This window comes from Cytophaga sp. FL35 (assembly GCF_014349235.1).
GTDB lineage: Bacteria > Bacteroidota > Bacteroidia > Flavobacteriales > Flavobacteriaceae > Euzebyella.
Genome location: NZ_JACSOH010000016.1, coordinates 49,032 through 69,729, shown reverse-complemented (window position 1 = coordinate 69,729; position 20,698 = coordinate 49,032). Strand labels below are relative to the sequence as shown.

General features: G+C 37.5%; 21 protein-coding genes. 13 read left to right on the top strand and 8 right to left on the bottom strand.

The annotated features are described in order from the left end of the window. Window positions 1-3: 3 nt before the first annotated feature. On the top strand, window positions 4-525 hold the full coding sequence (locus BIZ36_RS13700; protein WP_187458476.1) for a DinB family protein: 522 nt from the start codon (window positions 4-6) through the stop codon (window positions 523-525). A gap of 109 nt (window positions 526-634) precedes the next feature. Beyond that, a complete protein-coding gene (locus BIZ36_RS13695; RefSeq protein WP_187458475.1) occupies window positions 635-775 on the top strand; it encodes a hypothetical protein in 141 nt (46 codons plus the stop codon). 74 nt (window positions 776-849) lie between these two features. Here the strand turns inward: BIZ36_RS13695 and BIZ36_RS13690 are convergent, their stop codons facing one another. The 3 genes from BIZ36_RS13690 to BIZ36_RS13680 form a co-directional block, all read right to left on the bottom strand. Continuing rightward, window positions 850-2,568, bottom strand: coding sequence for a RagB/SusD family nutrient uptake outer membrane protein (locus BIZ36_RS13690; RefSeq protein ID WP_187458474.1), 1,719 nt, complete (start codon window positions 2,566-2,568; stop codon window positions 850-852). A 167-nt stretch (window positions 2,569-2,735) separates the two neighbouring features. Further along, the gene (locus BIZ36_RS13685; protein ID WP_286174783.1) at window positions 2,736-5,315 is read right to left on the bottom strand and encodes a phosphoenolpyruvate carboxylase; all 2,580 of its coding nucleotides are present in this window, start codon (window positions 5,313-5,315) and stop codon (window positions 2,736-2,738) included. A 336-nt stretch (window positions 5,316-5,651) separates the two neighbouring features. Continuing rightward, complete coding sequence (locus tag BIZ36_RS13680; RefSeq protein WP_187458473.1) at window positions 5,652-6,317, bottom strand: uracil-DNA glycosylase family protein; 666 nt, start codon at window positions 6,315-6,317, stop codon at window positions 5,652-5,654. Window positions 6,318-6,445: 128 nt separating this feature from the next. Between BIZ36_RS13680 and BIZ36_RS13675 the strand changes: the two genes are divergently transcribed. Further along, window positions 6,446-6,574 (top strand): 30S ribosomal protein THX, encoded by a 129-nt coding sequence (locus BIZ36_RS13675; protein WP_187458472.1) that lies wholly within the window; start codon window positions 6,446-6,448, stop codon window positions 6,572-6,574. Here BIZ36_RS13675 and yaaA read toward each other — a convergent pair whose 3' ends face one another. The 3 genes from yaaA to BIZ36_RS13660 all read right to left on the bottom strand — a co-directional run bounded on the left by yaaA (window position 6,575) and on the right by BIZ36_RS13660 (window position 9,058). Further along, window positions 6,575-7,336 (bottom strand): peroxide stress protein YaaA, encoded by a 762-nt coding sequence (gene yaaA, locus BIZ36_RS13670; protein WP_187458471.1) that lies wholly within the window; start codon window positions 7,334-7,336, stop codon window positions 6,575-6,577. 105 nt (window positions 7,337-7,441) lie between these two features. After that, on the bottom strand, window positions 7,442-8,467 hold the full coding sequence (locus tag BIZ36_RS13665; RefSeq protein ID WP_187458470.1) for an RluA family pseudouridine synthase: 1,026 nt from the start codon (window positions 8,465-8,467) through the stop codon (window positions 7,442-7,444). A gap of 3 nt (window positions 8,468-8,470) precedes the next feature. Beyond that, complete coding sequence (locus tag BIZ36_RS13660; protein WP_187458469.1) at window positions 8,471-9,058, bottom strand: PASTA domain-containing protein; 588 nt, start codon at window positions 9,056-9,058, stop codon at window positions 8,471-8,473. 208 nt (window positions 9,059-9,266) lie between these two features. Between BIZ36_RS13660 and BIZ36_RS13655 the strand changes: the two genes are divergently transcribed. From BIZ36_RS13655 to BIZ36_RS13635, 5 genes are all read left to right on the top strand, one after another. Then, the gene (locus tag BIZ36_RS13655) at window positions 9,267-10,250 is read left to right on the top strand and encodes a D-alanine--D-alanine ligase (RefSeq protein ID WP_187458468.1); all 984 of its coding nucleotides are present in this window, start codon (window positions 9,267-9,269) and stop codon (window positions 10,248-10,250) included. 81 nt (window positions 10,251-10,331) lie between these two features. Further along, window positions 10,332-10,787: a pantetheine-phosphate adenylyltransferase gene (gene coaD, locus BIZ36_RS13650; RefSeq protein ID WP_187458467.1), complete on the top strand. Its 456-nt coding sequence runs from the start codon at window positions 10,332-10,334 to the stop codon at window positions 10,785-10,787. A gap of 245 nt (window positions 10,788-11,032) precedes the next feature. Beyond that, window positions 11,033-12,877 carry a PAS domain-containing sensor histidine kinase gene (locus BIZ36_RS13645; RefSeq protein WP_187458466.1) on the top strand — a complete coding sequence of 615 codons (1,845 nt, stop codon included), beginning with the start codon at window positions 11,033-11,035 and terminating at the stop codon, window positions 12,875-12,877. Beyond that, the gene (locus BIZ36_RS13640) at window positions 12,864-13,268 is read left to right on the top strand and encodes a response regulator (protein WP_187458465.1); all 405 of its coding nucleotides are present in this window, start codon (window positions 12,864-12,866) and stop codon (window positions 13,266-13,268) included. The genes BIZ36_RS13645 and BIZ36_RS13640 overlap by 14 nt, the downstream gene beginning before the upstream one ends. A gap of 95 nt (window positions 13,269-13,363) precedes the next feature. Beyond that, a complete protein-coding gene (locus tag BIZ36_RS13635; RefSeq protein WP_222937395.1) occupies window positions 13,364-15,145 on the top strand; it encodes a M14 family metallopeptidase in 1,782 nt (593 codons plus the stop codon). Between the two features lie 4 nt (window positions 15,146-15,149). On the opposite strand, the gene BIZ36_RS13630 is transcribed toward BIZ36_RS13635, so the two are convergent. Then, window positions 15,150-15,737: an NUDIX hydrolase gene (locus BIZ36_RS13630; protein WP_187458464.1), complete on the bottom strand. Its 588-nt coding sequence runs from the start codon at window positions 15,735-15,737 to the stop codon at window positions 15,150-15,152. A gap of 7 nt (window positions 15,738-15,744) precedes the next feature. Between BIZ36_RS13630 and pyrE the strand changes: the two genes are divergently transcribed. Together pyrE and BIZ36_RS13620 are read left to right on the top strand one after the other, a co-directional pair. Continuing rightward, window positions 15,745-16,386 (top strand): orotate phosphoribosyltransferase, encoded by a 642-nt coding sequence (pyrE, locus tag BIZ36_RS13625; protein ID WP_187458463.1) that lies wholly within the window; start codon window positions 15,745-15,747, stop codon window positions 16,384-16,386. A gap of 4 nt (window positions 16,387-16,390) precedes the next feature. Beyond that, window positions 16,391-16,783: an SRPBCC family protein gene (locus tag BIZ36_RS13620; protein ID WP_187458462.1), complete on the top strand. Its 393-nt coding sequence runs from the start codon at window positions 16,391-16,393 to the stop codon at window positions 16,781-16,783. Between the two features lie 5 nt (window positions 16,784-16,788). Here BIZ36_RS13620 and BIZ36_RS13615 read toward each other — a convergent pair whose 3' ends face one another. Then, window positions 16,789-17,520, bottom strand: a complete 732-nt coding sequence (locus tag BIZ36_RS13615; protein ID WP_187458461.1) for a biotin--[acetyl-CoA-carboxylase] ligase — start codon at window positions 17,518-17,520, stop codon at window positions 16,789-16,791. 97 nt (window positions 17,521-17,617) lie between these two features. Here BIZ36_RS13615 and rsfS point away from each other — a divergent pair, with 97 nt between their 5' ends. From rsfS to BIZ36_RS13600, 3 genes are all read left to right on the top strand, one after another. Beyond that, complete coding sequence (gene rsfS / locus BIZ36_RS13610; protein WP_187458460.1) at window positions 17,618-17,995, top strand: ribosome silencing factor; 378 nt, start codon at window positions 17,618-17,620, stop codon at window positions 17,993-17,995. A gap of 9 nt (window positions 17,996-18,004) precedes the next feature. Continuing rightward, entirely contained in the window at window positions 18,005-20,017 is a 2,013-nt protein-coding gene (ftsH, locus tag BIZ36_RS13605; RefSeq protein WP_187458459.1) for an ATP-dependent zinc metalloprotease FtsH, read from the top strand. A 66-nt stretch (window positions 20,018-20,083) separates the two neighbouring features. Further along, window positions 20,084-20,698 carry an LUD domain-containing protein gene (locus BIZ36_RS13600; RefSeq protein WP_187458458.1) on the top strand — a complete coding sequence of 205 codons (615 nt, stop codon included), beginning with the start codon at window positions 20,084-20,086 and terminating at the stop codon, window positions 20,696-20,698.

Sequence of the window (20,698 nt, the reverse complement as noted above, 5' to 3'; positions counted from 1 at the left end):
CTAATGTCATCTAATTCCAATCCGCAGTATGAAGTTTGGCTGAGAGGCCCCGTAGAGGGAATACCGGCGTTACTACAACCTGCGGCGCATGCCCTTCTTCAAACATCGGAAGAACTAAAAAAGTACACCGATGGCATTTCCCCAGAGCAACTTTGGGAAAAACCTTTGGGCAGGGCTTCCATCGGATTTCATTTACAGCATATCACCGGGGTTTTAGACCGAATGATGACCTATTCCAAAGGCGAAAGTTTAACCGAAAGTCAATTTGAATTCTTAAGGGCCGAAGGAAAAGAAAGTAGTGCCATCCGCTTAGAAAACCTCATCACCGACTTTGATAATAAACTTGCCGAAGCGCTCTCCTATTTTAAAACCTTACCGGAGGAAATTCTCACGGAAAAGCGCACGGTTGGCAGAAAGAAACTCCCCAGTACGGTCATTGGTTTGTTGTTTCATGCCGCTGAACACTCACAACGGCATACTGGACAACTTTTGTTTACTGCGAGCATACTAAAATGTGCGGAATAAATAGCATTTTTATCGCTTTAACAGACCCTAACAAAGACTTACAAAGCCCTTAACGCCCTTTTGCCCGTGTGTTTCTTACATTTAGGTAAATCATAAAAAGGAAATAGAAATGGGAATTATAAAAGATAAAAAGTTGAGAAGAAAAACGGAACAAACGAATCCAACAAACCCCACGGGCAACACACAAGTGGATACTAACAAGTTCGATATTGATGAAAAGACCATCAAAAATCAGCAAAACAAGAAATAAAGGATTCTGAAGATATTATAAACAAAAAATCCCCGAAGATTTATGCTCCGGGGATTTTTTTGTTTTATTGATTATCAATATCCAGGATTTTGTTGTACCTCCGGGTTTACATCCAATTCGTTTTGAGGAATCGGCCAGATGTATTTATGACTTTGAAAATCTTTTACGTCCTGCGGGTGTTGTTCGTTAAATTCCAATAGTTTATTTTCTAGCAATTGCCAACGTACAAGGTCATCTTTCCGGTGTCCTTCAAAACAAAGTTCCAATTTCCTTTCCTCCACAATAGCATCAAAAAATTCTTGCTGGTTCAATCCTAAAGGCAAATCAAAATCTCCATTTTGATGGGCTCTTCTCCTAACGGAATTAAATGCTTCATAAGCCAATGCCGTAGGGCCATTTACATTATTTTCGGCCTCGGCCAACAACAAAAGTACATCTGCATATCTGATTAGTACAACCTGATTTATGTTTTTGCTTTCTAAAAGGTTATCCTTCGCCATAAATTTTAAAGGCCTCCAACTATTTGGATCGGTTTCATTTTCAATCTGTCCGCTAGCAATTCTAAATGAAGCTATATTCTGATGGAATCTAACATCGGGAACATTGATTGGAAAGGTGACCGAATCCGTAAAGGTTTCGCCTGCCCCAGATGCCGTTATGAATGAACGATCCAACAATAACAAATCATCACCTGCAAAGCCGAGCGGCCCCCAGTTTCTTCCATATAATCCAGAGGTGAATTTAAACATAAGAATATTTTCCGTGCTTTGGGAACCTTGATCTAAGCTGAAAACCTCAGAATAATTCTCCTCTAATGAAAACCAATTCTGCAACTTTTTAAATTGCTCTAGTGCCAACGAATATTTTCCGGTTTGTAGTAAAGGAAAACCTGCCATTTGCATATACACCTTGCCAAGTAGAGCCGTTGCTGCTTCCTTGCTAGCCATAAATACAGATTCTATATTGGGTAAATATTGTTTGGCGAACATTAAATCTTCTATAATCTGTTGATATACCTCTTCACCGCCCTGCACAATGGGCAAAGGAGTTTCAATATCAGAATTTACCGTTGTTACTAAAATTGGGTTACCATAAATCTTTACCAAGTTGAAATAAGTTAAGGCCCTTAAAAATTTAAATTCAGCTTCCAACCTCGTTGTGTCAATTTCCTGAGTACCTAAACATTCAGGATCCTTCAAACATTCCAGACCGGTATTTATATCCAGTATGATAGCATAATAATCCTTATAAACTTGATTTACCAGCCTATCTTGTGAAGATAATCGATATGTATCCAAAGCCGTTCGCTCCCCATTGGTTTGCTTATTTACGTACGTAAAATCGGTACCAATATCACCCCAAAGAGTACTAAATCCATCAAAATTATAACTCTGACCCACACTTTCGTATACGGAGGCAAGAACTAAAGTTACATCTATTTCATCGGGGTAAATTGGTGGTGGAGATACAAGGTCCAACCTAGTATACGCCGTATCGTCTTTTATTACTGTTATAAAGCTTATAAAATAATCTTCTGGAGCCTCTGGAATCACCACTTGTACTTCATATTCGCCAACTACGATATTGTCGAAAAATGCACTACCATCGCTATCTGTAAGTAGGGAAGATGTTGTGGGTTTAGTAGTTACCATGGCATTTTCATACGGCTCATTGTCCAAAAAAACCTGTACTTGAAAGCTTCCTTTTTCCAATGCGGGAGTATCTTCTTCCGTATCACTACAACCAAGAAATAAAAGAACGCAGCACATGTAGAAAAGACACCTAATGAACATATAAAATAGATTGAATAAAACAGGCTGAAACTTACACCAATTAGTTAGTTGGTGAAAGATGGAAATGACCAATGACTTAAAAATCGGTCAAAACGCATTTTTACTAAAATCAAAAAGGGATTCCCAAATTCTTGAAAATCCCTCTTTCGAATAATATAAATTAATGCTTAAGCCGAGTTTCTACTGGCATTGATATTCCCGTAGAGGGAACGTGTAACAATTTTCTCGTACAAGTCATTATATTCCGTCTCTTGGCCTATTTTCTGCAAGGCATATTGCTGAATTACCAATAAAGGCAGTACAATGTTCTCACGAATTCTAATGGATTCACGTGAAACCGCTTCGTTCTCCATTAAAATCTTGCTTCCGGAAATCATTAACAACATCTTTTTTGAAAGCTCGTATTCTTCATGTAAAATATTCCAGAATGCTCCGTACTTTTTATCCTCCTTCATATAACTGGTCAATTCAAAATAACATTTTGAGAGCGACATCATACTATTGAGCATTAAAGCCTTAAAGAAAGGAACCTCTTTGTACAATTTTTTAATTTCGCTTATGCGACCTTCATCCTTTAATTTCTTGATGGCGGTACCCAATCCAAAGTATCCAGGAACGTTTTGCTTCAACTGGCTCCATGAACCCACAAAGGAAATGGCACGCAAATCAGAGAGCTCCAATTGTTTTTTATTTCCCCTCTTACCTGGCCTACTACCAATATTGGCTTTTTGATAGTATTTAAGTGTACTTCTGTTCTCTAAATAAGGTATGAACATTTCATGCTGCTTAAGGGCATCATATTTGTCAAAACTTAATTCAGAAAGTTCTTCGATCAACTTACGTTGTTGTCTTGAAATAACGTTTTCCTTTCCAAATAGGTTGTTGGACAAGCCCGCGGTCAAGAGCTGCTCACTGTTATGAATAAAATGTTCTTTAGTACCGTAGGTACTGGTAATGGTCTGCCCTTGAATGGTCAATTGAATCTCATTATTGGCAACCTCTTTGGTCTGAGCAGCATAGAAACGGTGCGTTTTACCACCACCTCTTGCTGGCGGTCCACCACGGCCATCAAAGAATATGGCTTTGATACCGTTTTTACTACAGACCTTTGAAAGGGTTTCCTTGGTTTTAAGGATATTCCAGTTGGCTTTTAAGTAACCACCGTCTTTGGTACCGTCTGAAAAGCCCAACATAATGGTCTGATCATTATTTCTTCTTTCTAGGTGCTCTCGGTATTCAGGAAGATCAAACAAAGTCTGCATGGTTTCCTCTGAACTATCCATTCCCTTCATCGTTTCAAACAAAGGAATGATATCAAATGTTATTTCATCGCTTTTCCAACCACACCATCTGAACAACCCAAACACAAATAGCACGGAGAAGATATCCTCGGAATTACTAATGATGTAGCGATTACAACCTTCTTCCCCATTGGCAGCTTGTATATCCTGCAATTGGGAGATATTCTCTATGGTATCTTTAATAATTGGCTCATCGTAATCTTTGGAATCCAATTTAATATTCTTGTTGATCAGAATATCTACCAATTCATCCTGTGAGAGCTCATCCAAGGATTCTTTTATTATACCATTTGTTTTTAAAATGGTCTCAACAGCCAAATAATGCTTACTGTGATCTTGGCGAATATCAAGCGTTGCAAAATGGGTCTTAAAGATTTTTACCTTGTCCAAGAAATAATCCAGCTCCTTTAAGTATAAACTGTGGTAATTGTTAATCAGTAATTCTCTAATGTCCAACAAAGGCTGAAGAATATCATTGTAACCTATGGTCTTGGAACTATCGAACATAGCAGTGTACAAATTGCTTCTTAGTTTCCCAATGGGCTCTTGTACTCCTTTAAAAGTCAATTTCTTTTGAATCTTTTTAAGGTCATTATAGTAACATTTCATCAATGTAATACGAAGCTCATCAGCCACATCCTTTGTGATAGGTGCTGTAACGTAGGGGTTACCATCCCTATCACCGCCTGGCCAAAAACCAAGTTTCATGATTTTATGGTTATCGAACTCGGTATTCTTTATATTCGATTTGATGTAGTGATATAACTCTCCTATAGCCTCGTAATACGTGTGTCTAAGAATATAAATGATATTCTTGGCTTCGTCTAAAGGAGTGGGTTTTTTAGAGTTCAATAAGGAAGTAAGCCCCAACTGTTGTAATGTAACATCAATATCATCAATACGGTCTTCTAGAATCAAGGACCGTAAATCATCAATAATATCGAGTACCGCTGGAGTATAAAACTGCGTTGGATGCGCCGTTAGAACGATTCGAGCACTAAAAGTGGACAGTTTTTTAGAAACCTTGTCCCAACTTTTATTCTTGTCTACCAGCTCAAAGTAATCCTTAATACTAAGAGACCTTCTATGTGCCTGCATTTTTGGGAAGGCTGCATCTTCCACACTATCATATAGAACTACCTGCCTTTCTACATACTGAATAATTCGGAACATAAAGTCAATACGCTCTTGTTCCGATTCAATGTCTACATAACTATCAAAAAAAGCTTCTAATATCTCTTGTGGATTCTGTCCGGAATCCAAGCCTTTTTGGCATTGATCCAGTAAAAGTGGTATCAAAATACCTACATTTTCAATATTTCGATACGGAAGATTTAAGAAAAGGCTATTATAGACGTTGAACTTATTATTGACAGATTTTTTAAACTCATTTAGTTTTTCATCTTGCTGTTGCATAGGCTGTTTTAATAAAAAGTTGTTTTTCAAGCTATTTTTTTTGGTACTGGCAATTCTCTTAAGCACCATAAATATCGCTATTCTTGAGAGATTGCCAACGTTGCAAATTGACTTATAACAAAAATAACTGGCTACACTACAAAAACAACATAGTTCACAACAATAATTTCAATAGTGTACAGCTTACAGGTACTTTTACAATGTAATAAAATCAGAAGTAAATTTTTTCATTTTCATATAGTGTTCTCGTAAAAGAGCTTTATCAAAACTTGATAAGGCTCTTTTTAGTTTTAAACACTTTACTTCCGTTAAAACATCTAATTCGCCCGGCGGGAACATACTAATTTGAGGTATAAAAACGAAGTTCTAAGGAATAAAAAATTGCCTGTATTGATCTACTCTAAAATCAAGGGTGTTGTATGTAGGATTATTTATCTTTCTTGCCTTATATTCCAATAGGCTTCCCACAGCCCTATTCGCAGCTCCGGATGGTGCTGTTAATGAAACCGTCCTAACTTCCCTTTTAGATTGGGGTAACTGAAATTTATAGATTCTAGGAACAACTTCAGTAATGGTCTCCAGACTTATTTTTTTGGGTTTGACCAGCTTTCTAAAAAAATACTCGGGACCATTTTTACTGTTCCCACCCATAAATAAAATCGTATCTATTCTTTCATATTCTTCCAAATAGGAAAGCATGGGCCGCAATTTTACGTTTTGCATGCCCAAATCAGAGGCGTCTATTTTCTCCCTTTCGGCACTTTCCACGATATCACAAACTCCAATTTTATGTTTAACTAGAAAGTCCTTACGCTGATTTATGGCAAATTCCGTGGTTTCGTAAACCAATCCAAGACCAAATAATTGGTCCAAAATAGGCCAAAGCATTCCATTTCTACTTCCGTAGCAAAAATCTACATCATCAGGTTTTAATTGTCCTTCCGTAAACCTAGGTGGAGGCAAAGTTCCTACTATTAGTTTTGTAGCTTCAGGAAATAAAAAGGGTTCATAGGGGTGGGTGTGTAAAAACAAAATGACATATTTTGACTACAAACTTACACGTTTGAAGTGATGCAAACCCTATCAAAGAAGCTAACAACTTATTTAATACCATTTGACTTGATGCCAGTAATTAACTACTTTCCCAAAAATTAAGAAATATGGGAAAAGGAGACAAGAAATCACGCAGAGGAAAAATTGCCAACAGGTCTTACGGCTCAAAAAGGCCAAGAAAAATAAAAAGGAAGCCCACAGTAGAGGAAAAAATAGGCCTGAGCAAGAAAAAATAATTATCTCACAAAAACGGGTTCCAACTCCTTTTGGGTATGTTCTTCGCTAAATTTATACCCATCGTAGTCAAAGGCCTTTATATCATCTATGGTACTGGCGCCGGTATCTATAATATAGCGTACCATGGAGCCTCTTGCTTTTTTGGCAAAAAAACTAATGACTTTTAGCTTGTCATTCTTCCAATCTTTAAAAACCGGAGCTACGACGGGAACTTTGAGCACCTTTGTATCCACAGCTTTGAAATATTCATTACTTGCCAAATTAATGAACAACTCATCATCCTTAAGCTCATTGTTCAAGGCCGCTGTTATATCCTTTTTCCAGAATTGATACAGATTTTCTTTTCTTCCTACCTTTAGTTTGGTTCCCATTTCCAAACGATAGGCCTGCATTAAATCCAACGGTTTTAATATTCCGTACAAGCCAGAAAGAATTCTTAACCTATTTTGGAGTTTATCTATTTTCTTTGTTGGAATACTGAAAGCATCTAAACCTTGGTACACATCCCCACTGAAAGTATAAATAGCAGGTCGAGCATTTTCCTCATTGAATGGAGTAGAAAAATTTTGATTTCGTTCCCAATTAAGTTCTGCCAAATTATCTGAAATAGACATCAACTCCTTAATGGCTTTAGGCTTTTTCTTGGCCAAAACGTTATTCAGCTTCACAGCTTGATCCAAAAAAATGGGTTGTGTAGGTTGTATTTGAGGAAATTCTGTTTCAAAATCCAAAGACTTCGCCGGAGAAACTACTATTTTCATTATTCTTTGTTCTTAAAAGGATACGACAAATTTACTGATGTTACCTTAGACCATCAACCAAGAAAAAGAAGACTTTTCAATAGGAATATTGAATAAAACTATGGTTTACTGACTATGTTTGGAATAGTGTCTCCACTTTTCAATGCACTGCACCATATCCGTGGGAATTTCAGAATCAAATCGCATTTGCTCCCCTGTAACCGGGTGAATGAACCCTAATGTTTTTGCATGCAATGCCTGTCTAGGTAATAATTTGAAGGCATTATCTACAAATTGCTTGTATTTAGTAAAAGTGGTACCCTTGAGTATTTTATCGCCCCCATATCTTTCATCATTGAACAAGGTATGACCAATATACTTCATATGCACCCTTATTTGGTGGGTACGGCCAGTCTCTAATTTACATGACACCAAAGTGACATAGCCCAAACGTTCCAAAACCTTATAATGTGTAACGGCCTCCTTGCCTTCATCCCCCTCTGGAAAAACTTGCATTTGCAAGCGGTTTTTAGGATTTCTGGCAATATTACCTTCTATAGTTCCTTCATCATCCTCTACATTTCCCCAAACCATAGCTATATATTCCCTTTCTGAAGTCTTATCAAAAAATTGTTTGGCCAAATGGGTCATTGCAGCTTCGGTTTTTGCAACAACCAGCAATCCTGAAGTATCTTTATCTATTCTGTGTACAAGCCCAGGCCTTTCATTACTGTTAACAGGTAAATCCTGTATGTGATGAAGTAAGGCGTTGATCAGGGTTCCGGAATAATTTCCATGTCCCGGATGTACCACCATGCCCGCTGGTTTGTTTACCACTAACAACACATCGTCCTCATAAACAATATCCAAAGGAATATCTTCGGGAACCAAAAGAAATTCATGGGGCGGGTGTTCTAACAATACCTTTACCTCATCTCCCGGTTTTACTTTATAGTTCTGCTTTACAATACTACCGTTTACCCAAATATGCCCGCTTTTTGCGGCCTGTTGTATTTTGTTTCGGGTGGCATACTCTATAAAGTTCAATAAAAATTTATCAACCCTTAATGGGTCCTGGCCTTTGGAAGCAATAAAACTATGGTGTTCAAAAAGTTCATCATCGCTCCAATCAGCGGTATCATTAGATTGCATAGGTTATTCAGAATCTGCTTGAACCCTGGCTTGATCCGTTACGGTACCGTTGCCACACACAAGTTCAATCTTAGAAGTTTTAGGTAATTTATCACCCGGCTTAACATATTTACCCTTATATTTTAAATGATAGACCATGTTCTTGCCAAGTTCGTCTATATAAGTTACTCGCTGAACGTCCAACCCAACCGCCTTAAGCATAGATGCTGCATTACGTTGTGTTACTTGAATGATATTAGGTATAGAAACCTTTTTATAGCCTGATGGATTTACGGTAAAATAAATTTTCCTGTTTTCTTTTACTTTATTTCCTGCTGGTGGATTTTGCTCAATGATTGAAAACCTTGGAAAATCGGGATTGTAGTTGGCAGAATCCAAAACTTCATAGCGCAAACTGGCATCCTCAACAGCTTTTCGCATTTCAGGAACGGACATTTTGGAAAAATCCGGCACTTCAACGAATTCCCCGTGATTGGTGCTGCTATCCAACCATCTTAGAACAACAAAAACTAAAATTATGGATATCAAAAGGGCCAATCCCAATTGAATTAAAAATACCTTACTCCTAAGAAAATTAAAGAAATTTCGCATATGAGGTGTTTTGACCCAACAAATATAAGTAATGATGTTGGTTGTTAATTAGCTTTTAAATCAAAGTTGGTAATACCTGCCTTTTTCTATTTAAACTATGAAAGCCACTAGAGATACGTCTTATGATACTCAATAGGATTTCCATCGGTAAAAAATTAAACGCATTGTTACTTTTTTCTTTTCTTTGAACTAAGCTAAAAACGGGCAGATGAAAAAAAATATTGCCATCATTATGGGTGGCTACTCCAGTGAAGTTGAAATATCCCTGAAAAGTGGAAATGTGGTTTATGATTCAATGAACAAAGACAATTTCAATTTATATCGCATTCATATTTTAAAGGATAAGTGGGTATATGTGGATGATGACAACGAAGAATTTCCAGTAAACAGAGATGATTTTTCGGTAGAAAAAAATGGAGTGAAAGTCCATTTTGACTGCGTTTTTAATGCTATACACGGTACTCCCGGAGAAGATGGGCTTATGCAGGCCTATTTTGAACTTTTGGGTATAACACATACTTCCAGCGATTATTACCAATCTGCGCTTACATTTAACAAAAGAGACCTTTTAAGCACCTTGAAGCCGTATGGTATAAAAGCAGCGGACTCCTATTATTTAAACTTGGGGGATACTATAGACACCGCGGAAATAGAAAAAAAGGTAGGGTTTCCTTGCTTTGTAAAAGCGAACAAGGCGGGCAGCAGTTTTGGCATATCTAAAGTTTATAATAAGGAAGAGTTGATACCGGCCATTGAAAAAGCGTATAAAGAGGATGATGAAATCATTATTGAATCCTATTTAGACGGAACGGAAGTATCTGTTGGAGTTATTACATATAAAGGAGAAATCAAGGTTTTACCGATTACCGAAATTGTTAGTGACAACGACTTTTTTGACTACCAGGCAAAATACGAAGGTAAATCCCAAGAAATCACCCCCGCTAGACTTACGCAAAAGCAAGAAGAGAACGTAGTCGCCGCTGCAAAAAAGGCCTACGAGGTTCTTAAAATGAGTGGTTATACCCGAAGTGAGTTTATTTTTAGGGGAGACGACCCCTATATGTTGGAAATGAATACCACCCCTGGACTTACAAGAGAGAGTATTTTACCTCAACAGGCAAGAGTTGCAGGTATTTCAATTTCAGAATTATTTGAAAGCGCCGTACACGAAGCAATTAACAAAAAAGGGTAATTTTAATAAAAAGGACATTTTGCTAAATAGAATGGTTAAATTACGATTGAAAACTTAGCAGATAATCAACCCCCTTAAAATATGAAACGTGCAATTTTTCCAGGCTCCTTTGACCCATTGACTTTGGGTCACTATGATATAATTACTAGAGGTATTACCCTTTTTGATGAAATTATAATTGCCATTGGGGTAAATGCGGACAAAAAATATATGTTTTCCTTGGAGCAACGAACGGACTTTATAACCAAGGCTTTTAAGGAGGAACCAAAAGTGCTCGTACACACCTACGAGGGGCTTACCGTGGATTTTTGTAGGAAGATGAACGCTAGTTTTATTTTAAGGGGTTTGAGAAATCCTGGAGATTTTGAATTTGAAAAAGCCATTGCACATACCAATCGGAAGCTTTCTGAGATAGAAACGGTATTTTTGCTTACCTCGTCAGGTAAATCTTACATTAGCTCCTCAATTGTTAGGGATGTCATTAGAAATGGAGGAGACTATACGGGGTTGGTTCCAGATACTGTTAGAATTCCTTAGCCTGATTTTTTCGCTAAGTCAGGTAATTTTTAGTTTTATTTTTACGTTATAATTTATGATTCTCGTTAAGAGGTGTCTTACGATTAAATTTTTTAACATATCTTCGTAAGAAATAACCTTCAAGTGAAAAATGTTCTCGAGCAAACCACTTAAAAGGGAAATCAAACAACGGGTTTTTTAATGTTCACAACAAACCTTTAGTCAAGAACATTAATCGCTCTACATTAGTACGAAATTTCGTAAGTATGTCGAAGGGATCTGAAATAGCGGACCATAAATACCTGATTAAACAGCTGCCAACGGCAACTGCCTTTGTGAATACAGACTTTGAGTTGGTATACGCATCTGACAAGTGGCTTACTCAACATAATCAAAGTCCTTGCGATGCTTTTGGTAAAAGAATTGACTATCTCTACCATACTAACAACCAGTTGGTAAATACTTTAAGTAACTGTATTAACGATAAAGTGGATCGGACTTTCGAGGAATGTAAATATGATCCTTCTGGAAAGAAATGGTTTGAATGGCATTGCAATCCTTGGTTAGACTCCAAAGAAAATGTGATCGGTCTTATAATTAGGACAGAGGACGTTACCCAACTAAAACTCTCAGAAATTAACTTGGGTAGGTTACGTTCCAAATTGGATATTATCTCGGAAATTGGGAAAATAGGAAGTTGGGAATATGACCTTATTGCCGACAAAGTAATCTGGTGTGGAGTTACACGAAAGATTCACGAAGTAGATAGTGAATTTGAACCTAGCCTTGAAGAAGGTGTTGCCTTTTACAAAGAAGGTTATAGTAAAAATCTTATCTCCATGGCAGTTCACGATGCCTTGACAAAGGGTAAATCCTACAGTGAAAAGTTACAGATTATAACAGCCAAAGGAAACGAAATTTGGGTGCAAGCCAATGGCACGCCTGTTTATGAAGACAATAAGATTGTAGCCCTCAGAGGCACTTTTCAAGATATTAATGACAAGGTAAAATCAGAGCACAAAACGAAGGCCAACGAAACTTTGTTACGTACCCTTATTGACAATTTACCCTTAAACATCTACATAAAAGATAAGGAGTCCCGGAAAATTCTGGTCAATAAAGCAGAATGTGACTATTTAGGTATCAGCGATGCAAATGAAATCCTTGGTAAAAATAATTTTGAACTTTACGATAAGGACATAGCAGAGGCTTTGAACCAGGAAGACCAACAAGTTATGGACACTCTTGTTCCTATCCTAAACAAGGAAAGTAGGATACGTAACAAGAATGGCGAAACAACCACATTTCTTATCTCCAAAATTCCATTAAAAGATGAATTTGGCAAGGCCAATGGTATTGTAGGAATAAGCCATGATATTACAAGGCTCAAACAAAATGAGGCTAAGTTAAAAGACTTGGTAAATGTGGCCTCCCTTCAAAATAAGAAATTAGTTAATTTTGCGCATATAGTTTCGCACAACCTTCGTTCCCATACGGCCAATTTTTCCATGTTGTTAGAATTTCTGGTGGATGAAAAAGATGAAGAAGAGAAACAGAATATTATAGGAATGCTTACCAATGCCTCCAACAATTTAATGGAGACATTGGAAAACCTTAATGAAGTGGTTGCCATCAATACCAATGTAGGTCTTGAAAAAAAGCCAATTGTTTTAAGGGAGAAAATTGAAGTGGTAGAGCAAAACTTATCAGCATTTCTACAAGGCCATAATGCTACTATTATCAATAATGTTCCATTAGATGCAATCATTAAAGTGGTACCGGCTTATATAGAAAGTATTTTAATGAATTTTATTACCAATGCGGTCAAATATAGTGACCCAAAAAGACCTCCACTGGTAAAATTAAGTTGCCGTAAAACTGCCGGTGCTACAATTTTGTCCATAGAGGATAACGGCTTAGGTATTGATTTGAAAAAATATGGCGACAAGTTATTTGGAATGTATAAGACCTTCCATAACCACAAGGATTCGAGAGGAATAGGCCTATACATAACCAAAAACCAAATTGAGTCCATGAACGGCCGTGTAGTAGTCTGTAGTGAAGTAGGTACTGGCACTACATTCAACATTTATTTTAATGAAGAAGATTGATAGCATTTATATTATTGATGATGACCCAATAACGGTCTTTGGCATGCAAAAAATGCTAAGTCTTGCGGTGGATTGCCCACAAGTAGAATCCTTTGTAAATGGTAAAACTGCTATTGAAGAAATCAAAAAAAACCATGAAAGTACCGGTAAACTACCAGAGGTCATCTTTTTGGACCTCAACATGCCCATTATGGACGGATGGCAATTTTTAGATGAATTTTTAAAAATACCAACTTCCGAAAAAATAAGGGTAAATATCATCACCTCCTCCATAGACCTCCACGATAAGGAAAAGTGGGAACTGTATCAGAAAAAGACCCACCACGTTATTGATTACAACGAAAAACCGCTTTACAAAGCCGAAGTAGCCAGAATTACGAAAAAGGCATAGTACACCAATTCCTTTGGTGGCACAATAACGTAACTTTAACTACACTTCTATCAACTTGTTATAAAGAAGAAAAGGCTTTTGATTAATTTTGTGGCATGATAAATCAAAGGCCACTTACCAAAATCCCATTTCTAACCAGTCTCACTATTATAGCTTCTATTTTTTATATTTCGTGTGAATCTGAAAAAGAAGATAATAGCAAGGAGTACGAAACTCATTTTGAAGCTTCCCAAGGTACAGAAACAGCAACCTACCTTCAGGTTATAGATTTCTATATTCAATTAGCCAAGGAATTTCCAGAAATTAATATGCAAACCGTTGGTCAAACAGACAGCGGTTACCCCCTTCACATAATTACCTACAACCCGGATGGGGACTTTAATTTCCAAAAAATAAACGATAAAAAAACAATTGTACTTATCAATAATGGTATACACCCTGGTGAAAGCGATGGTATTGACGCCACGATGTTATTGTACAGAGATTTGGCTATTGGCAAACTAAAAGCTCCGGAAAGAACGGTATTGGTCACCATTCCAATATATAATATTGGTGGGGCGCTTAACAGAAACTCTACCACTAGGGTAAACCAAAACGGTCCCGTTTCCTATGGTTTTAGAGGAAACACGCTTAATTATGACCTTAATCGTGATTTTATAAAAGCGGACACCAAAAACACGAGATCTTTCTACGAGATTTTTCATTTGGTAAATCCCGATATTTTTATCGACAATCATGTTAGTAATGGGGCCGATTATCAATACACACTAACACATCTATTCACCCAACATAACAAATTAGGCGGTGAACTGGGAGATTACCAACAACAAAAACTTATGCCGGAATTGGAATTAAAACTTAAAAAGGACGATTGGGACATTACACCTTACGTAAACGTTTTTAATAAAGTGCCGGAGAATGGTTTTTCGCAGTTTATGGATTATCCCCGCTATTCCACGGGTTATACCACCCTTTGGAACGTTTTTGGACTCATGGTAGAAACACATATGCTCAAACCCTACAAACAAAGGGTAGAAGGCACCTACGCCCTTATGAAAAATACCATGGATATAGCTGAGGAGAATTTTGATCAAATTAAACAACTACGAACGGAAGCTTTGCACCGTCATAACAACTGGGACTACTACCCTACTCAGTGGGCGGTTGACACCACGAGGGCAACAGAAATAGCATTTTTAGGTTTTGAGGCGGATACGCTAACGAGTGAGATAACGAACTTACCAAGACTTAAGTACGATAGAAATAGACCATTTGAAAAAATGGTAGATTATCAGAATTTTTACAAACCCGTTGATTCCGTAAAGGTTCCAGAGTCCTATATATTGAAAAGAGGATGGTCTAAAGTGACAGAACTCCTTGATTTGAACAATATAGACTATACTACCTTACCAAAAGATACTATCATTACCGTAGAAAGCTATTCCATATCAAGTTTTTCTACCCGAAACACTCCGTATGAAGGACACTATCTACATGACGATACAAAATTGAAGACCTCCACCAAAAAGGTAAAATTTCAGCAGGGCGATATTTATATTCCTACTGACCAGAAAGGAATAAGATATCTTTTGGAGGTTTTGGAACCCACCACTACGGATTCCTTTTTTAATTGGAATTTCTTCGATTCCGTTTTACAACAGAAAGAAGGTTTTTCCCCTTACGTTTTTGAGGACTTGGCATTAAAAATTTTAGAAGAGAACCCAGCATTGCAAGACAGCCTTTCTGCCAAAAAAGAAAACGATCCTACATTTGCTCAAAATTGGTACGCACAGCTAGATTACGTTTATAAGAATTCAAAATATTACGAACAGGCACATAACCAATATCCGGTATACAGGGTACTAAAAAAAGAATAGGAAATTAATCCCCGAACAGGAGTTTAATATTGGGATACGAATTTTGTAGGGCCTTTTGAATTTTCTGTGGGCCCTTCCATTTAACCTTAAAGATACCTTCCTTTTTTTCAGGCTTTAATTTGCCATCGTATTCGGTTTTCATGGCGTACCAATGAACTTCCTTCAACGTATATTTGCCATTGTTGCTAAAAACGTGATAGGTAGTTCTTAGGAAGTTTTCAATTCGCAAATCCTTAACTCCGGTTTCTTCCATAACCTCCCTAACGGCACAATCTTCTATAGACTCCCCCTTGTCCAGCTTGCCTTTTGGCAAATCCCACTTTTCATTCCTGTAAATAAAAAGAACTTCGCCCATTTTATTGGTTACAACGCCTCCGGCTGCAACTACCAATGGTATCTCTTTGGTAAATTTCTTTAGAATCTCTTCATGGTTGGGGTGATAGATATATGCTGCTTCAAGCTTTTTTTTCTTAAGTGCCTTAATGGCAGACTGTATAGAACTTTCGTTGAGGGGAAAATATTCTCCATTACCTGTTTCGGAGAGCTTATTTGTTAGAATCAACGGTAATTCGTTCACAAAAACTTTATACATTTGCGCTATGGTTTTAGACAAAAACACCGCTAAAAAAACAGCCGAGCTTCTGTTGCAAATTAATGCAATAAAGTTGAAACCGGAAAATCCTTTTACATGGGCTTCCGGATGGAAATCTCCCATCTATTGTGACAACAGAATTTTATTGTCCTATCCTGCCATTCGCAACTATATTAAGGAAGAAATGGCTAAACAAGTTGAAAGCCTGTACGGAAAACCTGATATTATTGCCGGCGTTGCCACTGGCGCCATCGGCATTGGTTCCCTAGTTGCAGATGTTTTAGGTCTTCCTTTCATTTATGTACGCCCTGAACCGAAAAAGCACGGTAGACAGAATCAAATTGAAGGAAAGCTTGAAAGTGACCAAACGGTAGTTGTGATAGAAGATTTGATCAGTACCGGCAAAAGTAGCTTAAATGCTATTGAAGCTTTAAAAGCTTCAGGCGCCAATATCAAAGGAATGATTGCGGTTTTCACCTATGGTTTTCAGGTTGCTGATGAAAATTTCGCTGAAAAAGCAATTGAATTATATACACTTAGTGATTATGAACATTTAATTCAACAAGCTTCGGAAACGCATTTCATAAAAGAAGAACAATTAAATACGCTAAGGGAATGGCGAACTAATCCTTCCCAATGGAAAATATAGACAAATGCATATAGAAACTCCAAACACAATTGTACCTAAAGGGGATAAAGAAGTATTTGAATTTCTTACCGATTTGAAAAACTTTGAAAAATTAATGCCTGAAAACATTGATAAATTTCAAGTGATTAATGAGGATAGGTTTCTATTTGCGCTTAAAGGCATGCCAGAAATCGTGCTTCAAAGAAAGCAACAAACTCCAAACAGTCAAATTGTATTAGGGGCCGCTAGCGACAAGTTACCATTTACACTTACGGCCAATATAGCTTCAATTTCTTATGAATCAAGTGAGGTAAGCCTAAGTTTTGAGGGTGAATTCAACGCAATGATGGCTATGATGATTAAAAAGCCTATCACTAATTTTATGGGTACCCTATCTGAAAATTTAGGTAAAATATAATTCTTTCAATAAAGCAGTTTCACTTCTTTAAGACCAAATTCCTTGAGAATATGGTCTTCTAGTTCTATTTGTAGCTTCCCCTGAGGAGACACTCCTCTGATAAAGCCCATAAACATTTGGTCTTCTACATTTTTAAAAGTAGAAGGTTTATTTAACCGAAAAAGAAGCTGGGTATATTCATTCCATATTTCTTGGGGACCATCATTTTCAAATTTTTGAAAATACTTTTTTAATTGTTTCACCACGGAAAAGAGAAGTTCCTCAAGCTCCAAAGTTTTACCCAACAACAATTTTAATGAAGATGCGTTTACTAAAGAACCAAACTTGGTTTGGTTTACGTTCAGTCCAATTCCTAAGATTGCCAATTTTAATTGGGGTCCGGATAGTTGAGATTCAACGAGAATTCCACATATTTTGAAACTGCCTGACAGAATGTCGTTTGGCCATTTTATTCTTAAATCAGGCACACCAATAGATTTCAAAGTTGAATGAACGGCTAAGGAAACAATGACATTTAATAAAAATAAAGTATCTGAAGCCAGCCTCAAATCACTTTTCAAAACACTGAATGTTAGGTTTTTACCAGATTCAACCTGCCAAGAAGAGCCCATTTGGCCTTTACCCTTGGTTTGGTTGTTAGCCGTAACCACGGTAAAATCCGTAAGTACTGTATGGAGCGCCATTTCCTTTAAATAGTCATTAGTGGACTCCGTGGCATTAAGTTTGATTAAATGCATAAACTATGGTTTTCGGTAAATTATACGTCTATTGTACGAAAAACTGAACCGTAAAGAGCAAAAAAATAAATAACTTTGTAGAAACTAAAATTTTTGAATGCAAGAAAGCAAAGCCAGTGCAGATGAATTGATTGCAGTAATCCTACAGGGGATTGAAGAAGTCAAAGGACAGGATATTAGTTTACTCGACTTAAGAGATATAGAAAATACAGTTTGTGACTACTTTATTATATGTAACGGTACTTCTAACACACATGTGAACGCAATAGTAGGGTCTATCCGAAAAACCGTAAGCAAAGCTATTAAAGACAAACCTTGGCATGTAGAAGGAGAAGATAATGCCGAGTGGATTCTTATGGACTATGTGAACGTTGTTGTGCATGTTTTCCAAAAACAAATTAGGGAGTTTTATGACATAGAAGGACTTTGGGGAGATGCCAAAGTTACCTCTGTAGAAAGTAGTTTAAACCAGTAAAAGAGAAGAATGGCCAAAGATAATAACAGTACGAACCCTAAGAAACCTAAATTCAGCTCATGGTGGATTTACGGTATAATAGCGGTATTTTTAATAGGTTTTCAATTTTTGGGTAGTGGTAATTTTGCCAGTACAAAGAAGACCACCACATCTGAGTTACAAGAGTATTTAAGAAATGGTGATGTAAAGGAAATTATGATCATCACCAATACAAGACAGGCAAAGGTCTTCTTAACAGAAGAAGCTTTAGCCAAAGATGTGCATAAAGAGGTAAACGACCAGCCCTTTCTACCCTCTACGGGGGCTACGCCACAATATGTCTTGGATTATGGCGATCTTCAGAATTTTGAGAACGAAATCAAAAACATTAAGAAGGAAAATAATTTAGATACTATTGTTGACTATGATACGGACAACAATTATCTAATGGACCTTCTACTTGGTATCCTACCTTTTGTTTTGATTATTGGTATATGGATATATCTAATGCGAAGAATGTCTGGCGGAGGTGCTGGAGGTGCTGGAGGTCAGATATTTAACATTGGAAAATCAAAAGCCAAACTTTTTGACGAAAAGACAGATACCAGAACGTCCTTTAAGGATGTTGCCGGTCTGGAAGGCGCAAAAGAAGAGGTAGAAGAAATAGTAGAGTTCTTAAAGAACCCGGACAAATACACGTCTCTAGGGGGTAAAATTCCTAAAGGAGCCTTACTCGTAGGACCTCCAGGAACCGGTAAGACGCTCTTGGCAAAAGCAGTTGCCGGAGAGGCCAAAGTACCGTTCTTCTCGCTGTCAGGTTCAGATTTCGTTGAAATGTTTGTTGGGGTGGGTGCCTCTCGTGTACGTGACCTTTTTAAACAAGCCAAAGATAAATCGCCTGCAATAATCTTTATTGATGAAATTGATGCGATTGGTAGGGCCCGTGGTAAAAATAATTTTACAGGGAGCAATGATGAACGTGAAAACACTTTGAACCAGCTATTAACGGAGATGGATGGTTTTGGAACCAATACCAATGTAATTGTATTGGCCGCTACCAACCGTGCAGATGTTTTGGACAAGGCTTTAATGCGTGCCGGTCGTTTTGACAGACAAATTTATGTGGATTTGCCCGATATTAGGGAGCGTAAAGAAATTTTCGAGGTTCATTTAAGACCAATTAAAACTGCAGAAGCGCTAGACCTAGAATTTTTGGCGCGACAAACACCCGGTTTCTCTGGGGCGGATATTGCGAATGTTTGTAATGAAGCTGCTCTAATTGCCGCTAGAAAAGAAAGAAAAGCGGTAACCAAACAAGACTTCTTGGATGCTGTTGATAGAATCGTAGGCGGCCTTGAGAAGAAAAACAAAATAATAACTCCAGGTGAGAAAAAAACCATTGCCTTTCATGAAGCAGGTCATGCTACGGTAAGCTGGATGCTTGAACACGCAGCCCCATTGGTCAAGGTTACGATTGTTCCAAGAGGTCAGTCGCTGGGAGCGGCATGGTACTTGCCAGAGGAACGTTTGATCGTTCGTCCAGAACAGATGCTTGATGAGATGTGCGCCACAATGGGAGGTCGTGCAGCAGAAAAGGTGATTTTTGATAAAATATCTACTGGAGCACTAAGTGATTTGGAAAAAGTGACCAAACAGGCAAGAGCCATGGTAACCATTTATGGTCTCAATGATGAAATAGGTAACCTTACCTATTACGATTCTTCCGGTCAGGATTCCTACGGTTTCAGCAAACCTTACAGTGAGGATACTGCTAAAAAAATAGATGAAGAAATCTCTAAAATCATTGAAGAGCAATACCAGCGTGCTATAACGGTACTTACGGAGAACAAGGATAAGTTGACAACCTTGGCAGAAAGACTTTTGGACAAAGAAGTAATCTTCAAAGAAGACCTGGAGAAGATTTTTGGAAAGCGTCCTTTTGATAAAGAGTTTGACGAAAAAGGTCAAGAAAAACTGGGAGACGTCAGTACTTCAGATTCAGAAATATCCGGAACTTTAGCGCAAGAGGGAGAAGAAAAATAATTCATTTAAATTAACGTTTTCTTTATCTTCGGGAAACGAAATTTTATACAGAGGTTAAAAGACTAAATGGGGCTATTTGACAAATTATTCGGCGGTGGCAACAAAAAGAAGGTTTCTAAGGAAACTGCGGAAACTAGAGGAGCCCATATGCCGGACTTGAACATTCCCGTTGATGAAAAATTTACCATCCACTTTAAAAAGAACGGTGGTAAATTTCTCTATTGTGATTCTTTTTCCGAAATATCACAGGCTTTAAAGAATATCATCAATGAAAATAGTTGGCAAGACCAATCTTTCTTTGCCTTAAGCCCCACCTTAAAAGAGAAGTTCTCAAAAGAAAAGGTAAGGTTTACTGATAAAAGCTCACAAAGTGATGTTTTCTTTACTACATGTGAGCATTTGGTGGCACAGAATGGATCCATTCTAGTTTGCTCTAATCAATTGATGGACAAAAAGCTTAATGAGATTCCCTATAACGTTATTGTATTCGCTACTACTAGCCAACTGGTGGAATCCATAGGGGAAGGGCTAAAAGTCATTAAGAAAAAATATGCAGGAAGTATACCTGCCAATATTACCACCTTAAAACATTTTCAGGCAACCGAGGAAAATTCAGATGATTTTCTAACTTACGGGAGTAGTTCCAAAAATCTGTATCTTTTACTTTTGGAAGACCTGTAA

What these genes read in the sequence shown, in the direction of transcription:
- BIZ36_RS13700 (WP_187458476.1), top strand. Translation starts at nt 4, where the DNA reads ATGTCATCTAATTCCAATCCGCAGTATGAAGTTTGGCTGAGAGGCCCC.
- BIZ36_RS13695 (WP_187458475.1), top strand. Translation starts at nt 635, where the DNA reads ATGGGAATTATAAAAGATAAAAAGTTGAGAAGAAAAACGGAACAAACG.
- BIZ36_RS13690 (WP_187458474.1), bottom strand. Translation starts at nt 2,568, where the DNA reads ATGTTCATTAGGTGTCTTTTCTACATGTGCTGCGTTCTTTTATTTCTT.
- BIZ36_RS13675 (WP_187458472.1), top strand. Translation starts at nt 6,446, where the DNA reads ATGGGAAAAGGAGACAAGAAATCACGCAGAGGAAAAATTGCCAACAGG.
- yaaA (WP_187458471.1), bottom strand. Translation starts at nt 7,336, where the DNA reads ATGAAAATAGTAGTTTCTCCGGCGAAGTCTTTGGATTTTGAAACAGAA.
- BIZ36_RS13665 (WP_187458470.1), bottom strand. Translation starts at nt 8,467, where the DNA reads ATGCAATCTAATGATACCGCTGATTGGAGCGATGATGAACTTTTTGAA.
- BIZ36_RS13660 (WP_187458469.1), bottom strand. Translation starts at nt 9,058, where the DNA reads ATGCGAAATTTCTTTAATTTTCTTAGGAGTAAGGTATTTTTAATTCAA.
- BIZ36_RS13655 (WP_187458468.1), top strand. Translation starts at nt 9,267, where the DNA reads ATGAAAAAAAATATTGCCATCATTATGGGTGGCTACTCCAGTGAAGTT.
- coaD (WP_187458467.1), top strand. Translation starts at nt 10,332, where the DNA reads ATGAAACGTGCAATTTTTCCAGGCTCCTTTGACCCATTGACTTTGGGT.
- BIZ36_RS13645 (WP_187458466.1), top strand. Translation starts at nt 11,033, where the DNA reads ATGTCGAAGGGATCTGAAATAGCGGACCATAAATACCTGATTAAACAG.
- BIZ36_RS13640 (WP_187458465.1), top strand. Translation starts at nt 12,864, where the DNA reads ATGAAGAAGATTGATAGCATTTATATTATTGATGATGACCCAATAACG.
- BIZ36_RS13635 (WP_222937395.1), top strand. Translation starts at nt 13,364, where the DNA reads ATGATAAATCAAAGGCCACTTACCAAAATCCCATTTCTAACCAGTCTC.
- BIZ36_RS13630 (WP_187458464.1), bottom strand. Translation starts at nt 15,737, where the DNA reads ATGTATAAAGTTTTTGTGAACGAATTACCGTTGATTCTAACAAATAAG.
- pyrE (WP_187458463.1), top strand. Translation starts at nt 15,745, where the DNA reads ATGGTTTTAGACAAAAACACCGCTAAAAAAACAGCCGAGCTTCTGTTG.
- BIZ36_RS13620 (WP_187458462.1), top strand. Translation starts at nt 16,391, where the DNA reads ATGCATATAGAAACTCCAAACACAATTGTACCTAAAGGGGATAAAGAA.
- BIZ36_RS13615 (WP_187458461.1), bottom strand. Translation starts at nt 17,520, where the DNA reads ATGCATTTAATCAAACTTAATGCCACGGAGTCCACTAATGACTATTTA.
- rsfS (WP_187458460.1), top strand. Translation starts at nt 17,618, where the DNA reads ATGCAAGAAAGCAAAGCCAGTGCAGATGAATTGATTGCAGTAATCCTA.
- ftsH (WP_187458459.1), top strand. Translation starts at nt 18,005, where the DNA reads ATGGCCAAAGATAATAACAGTACGAACCCTAAGAAACCTAAATTCAGC.
- BIZ36_RS13600 (WP_187458458.1), top strand. Translation starts at nt 20,084, where the DNA reads ATGGGGCTATTTGACAAATTATTCGGCGGTGGCAACAAAAAGAAGGTT.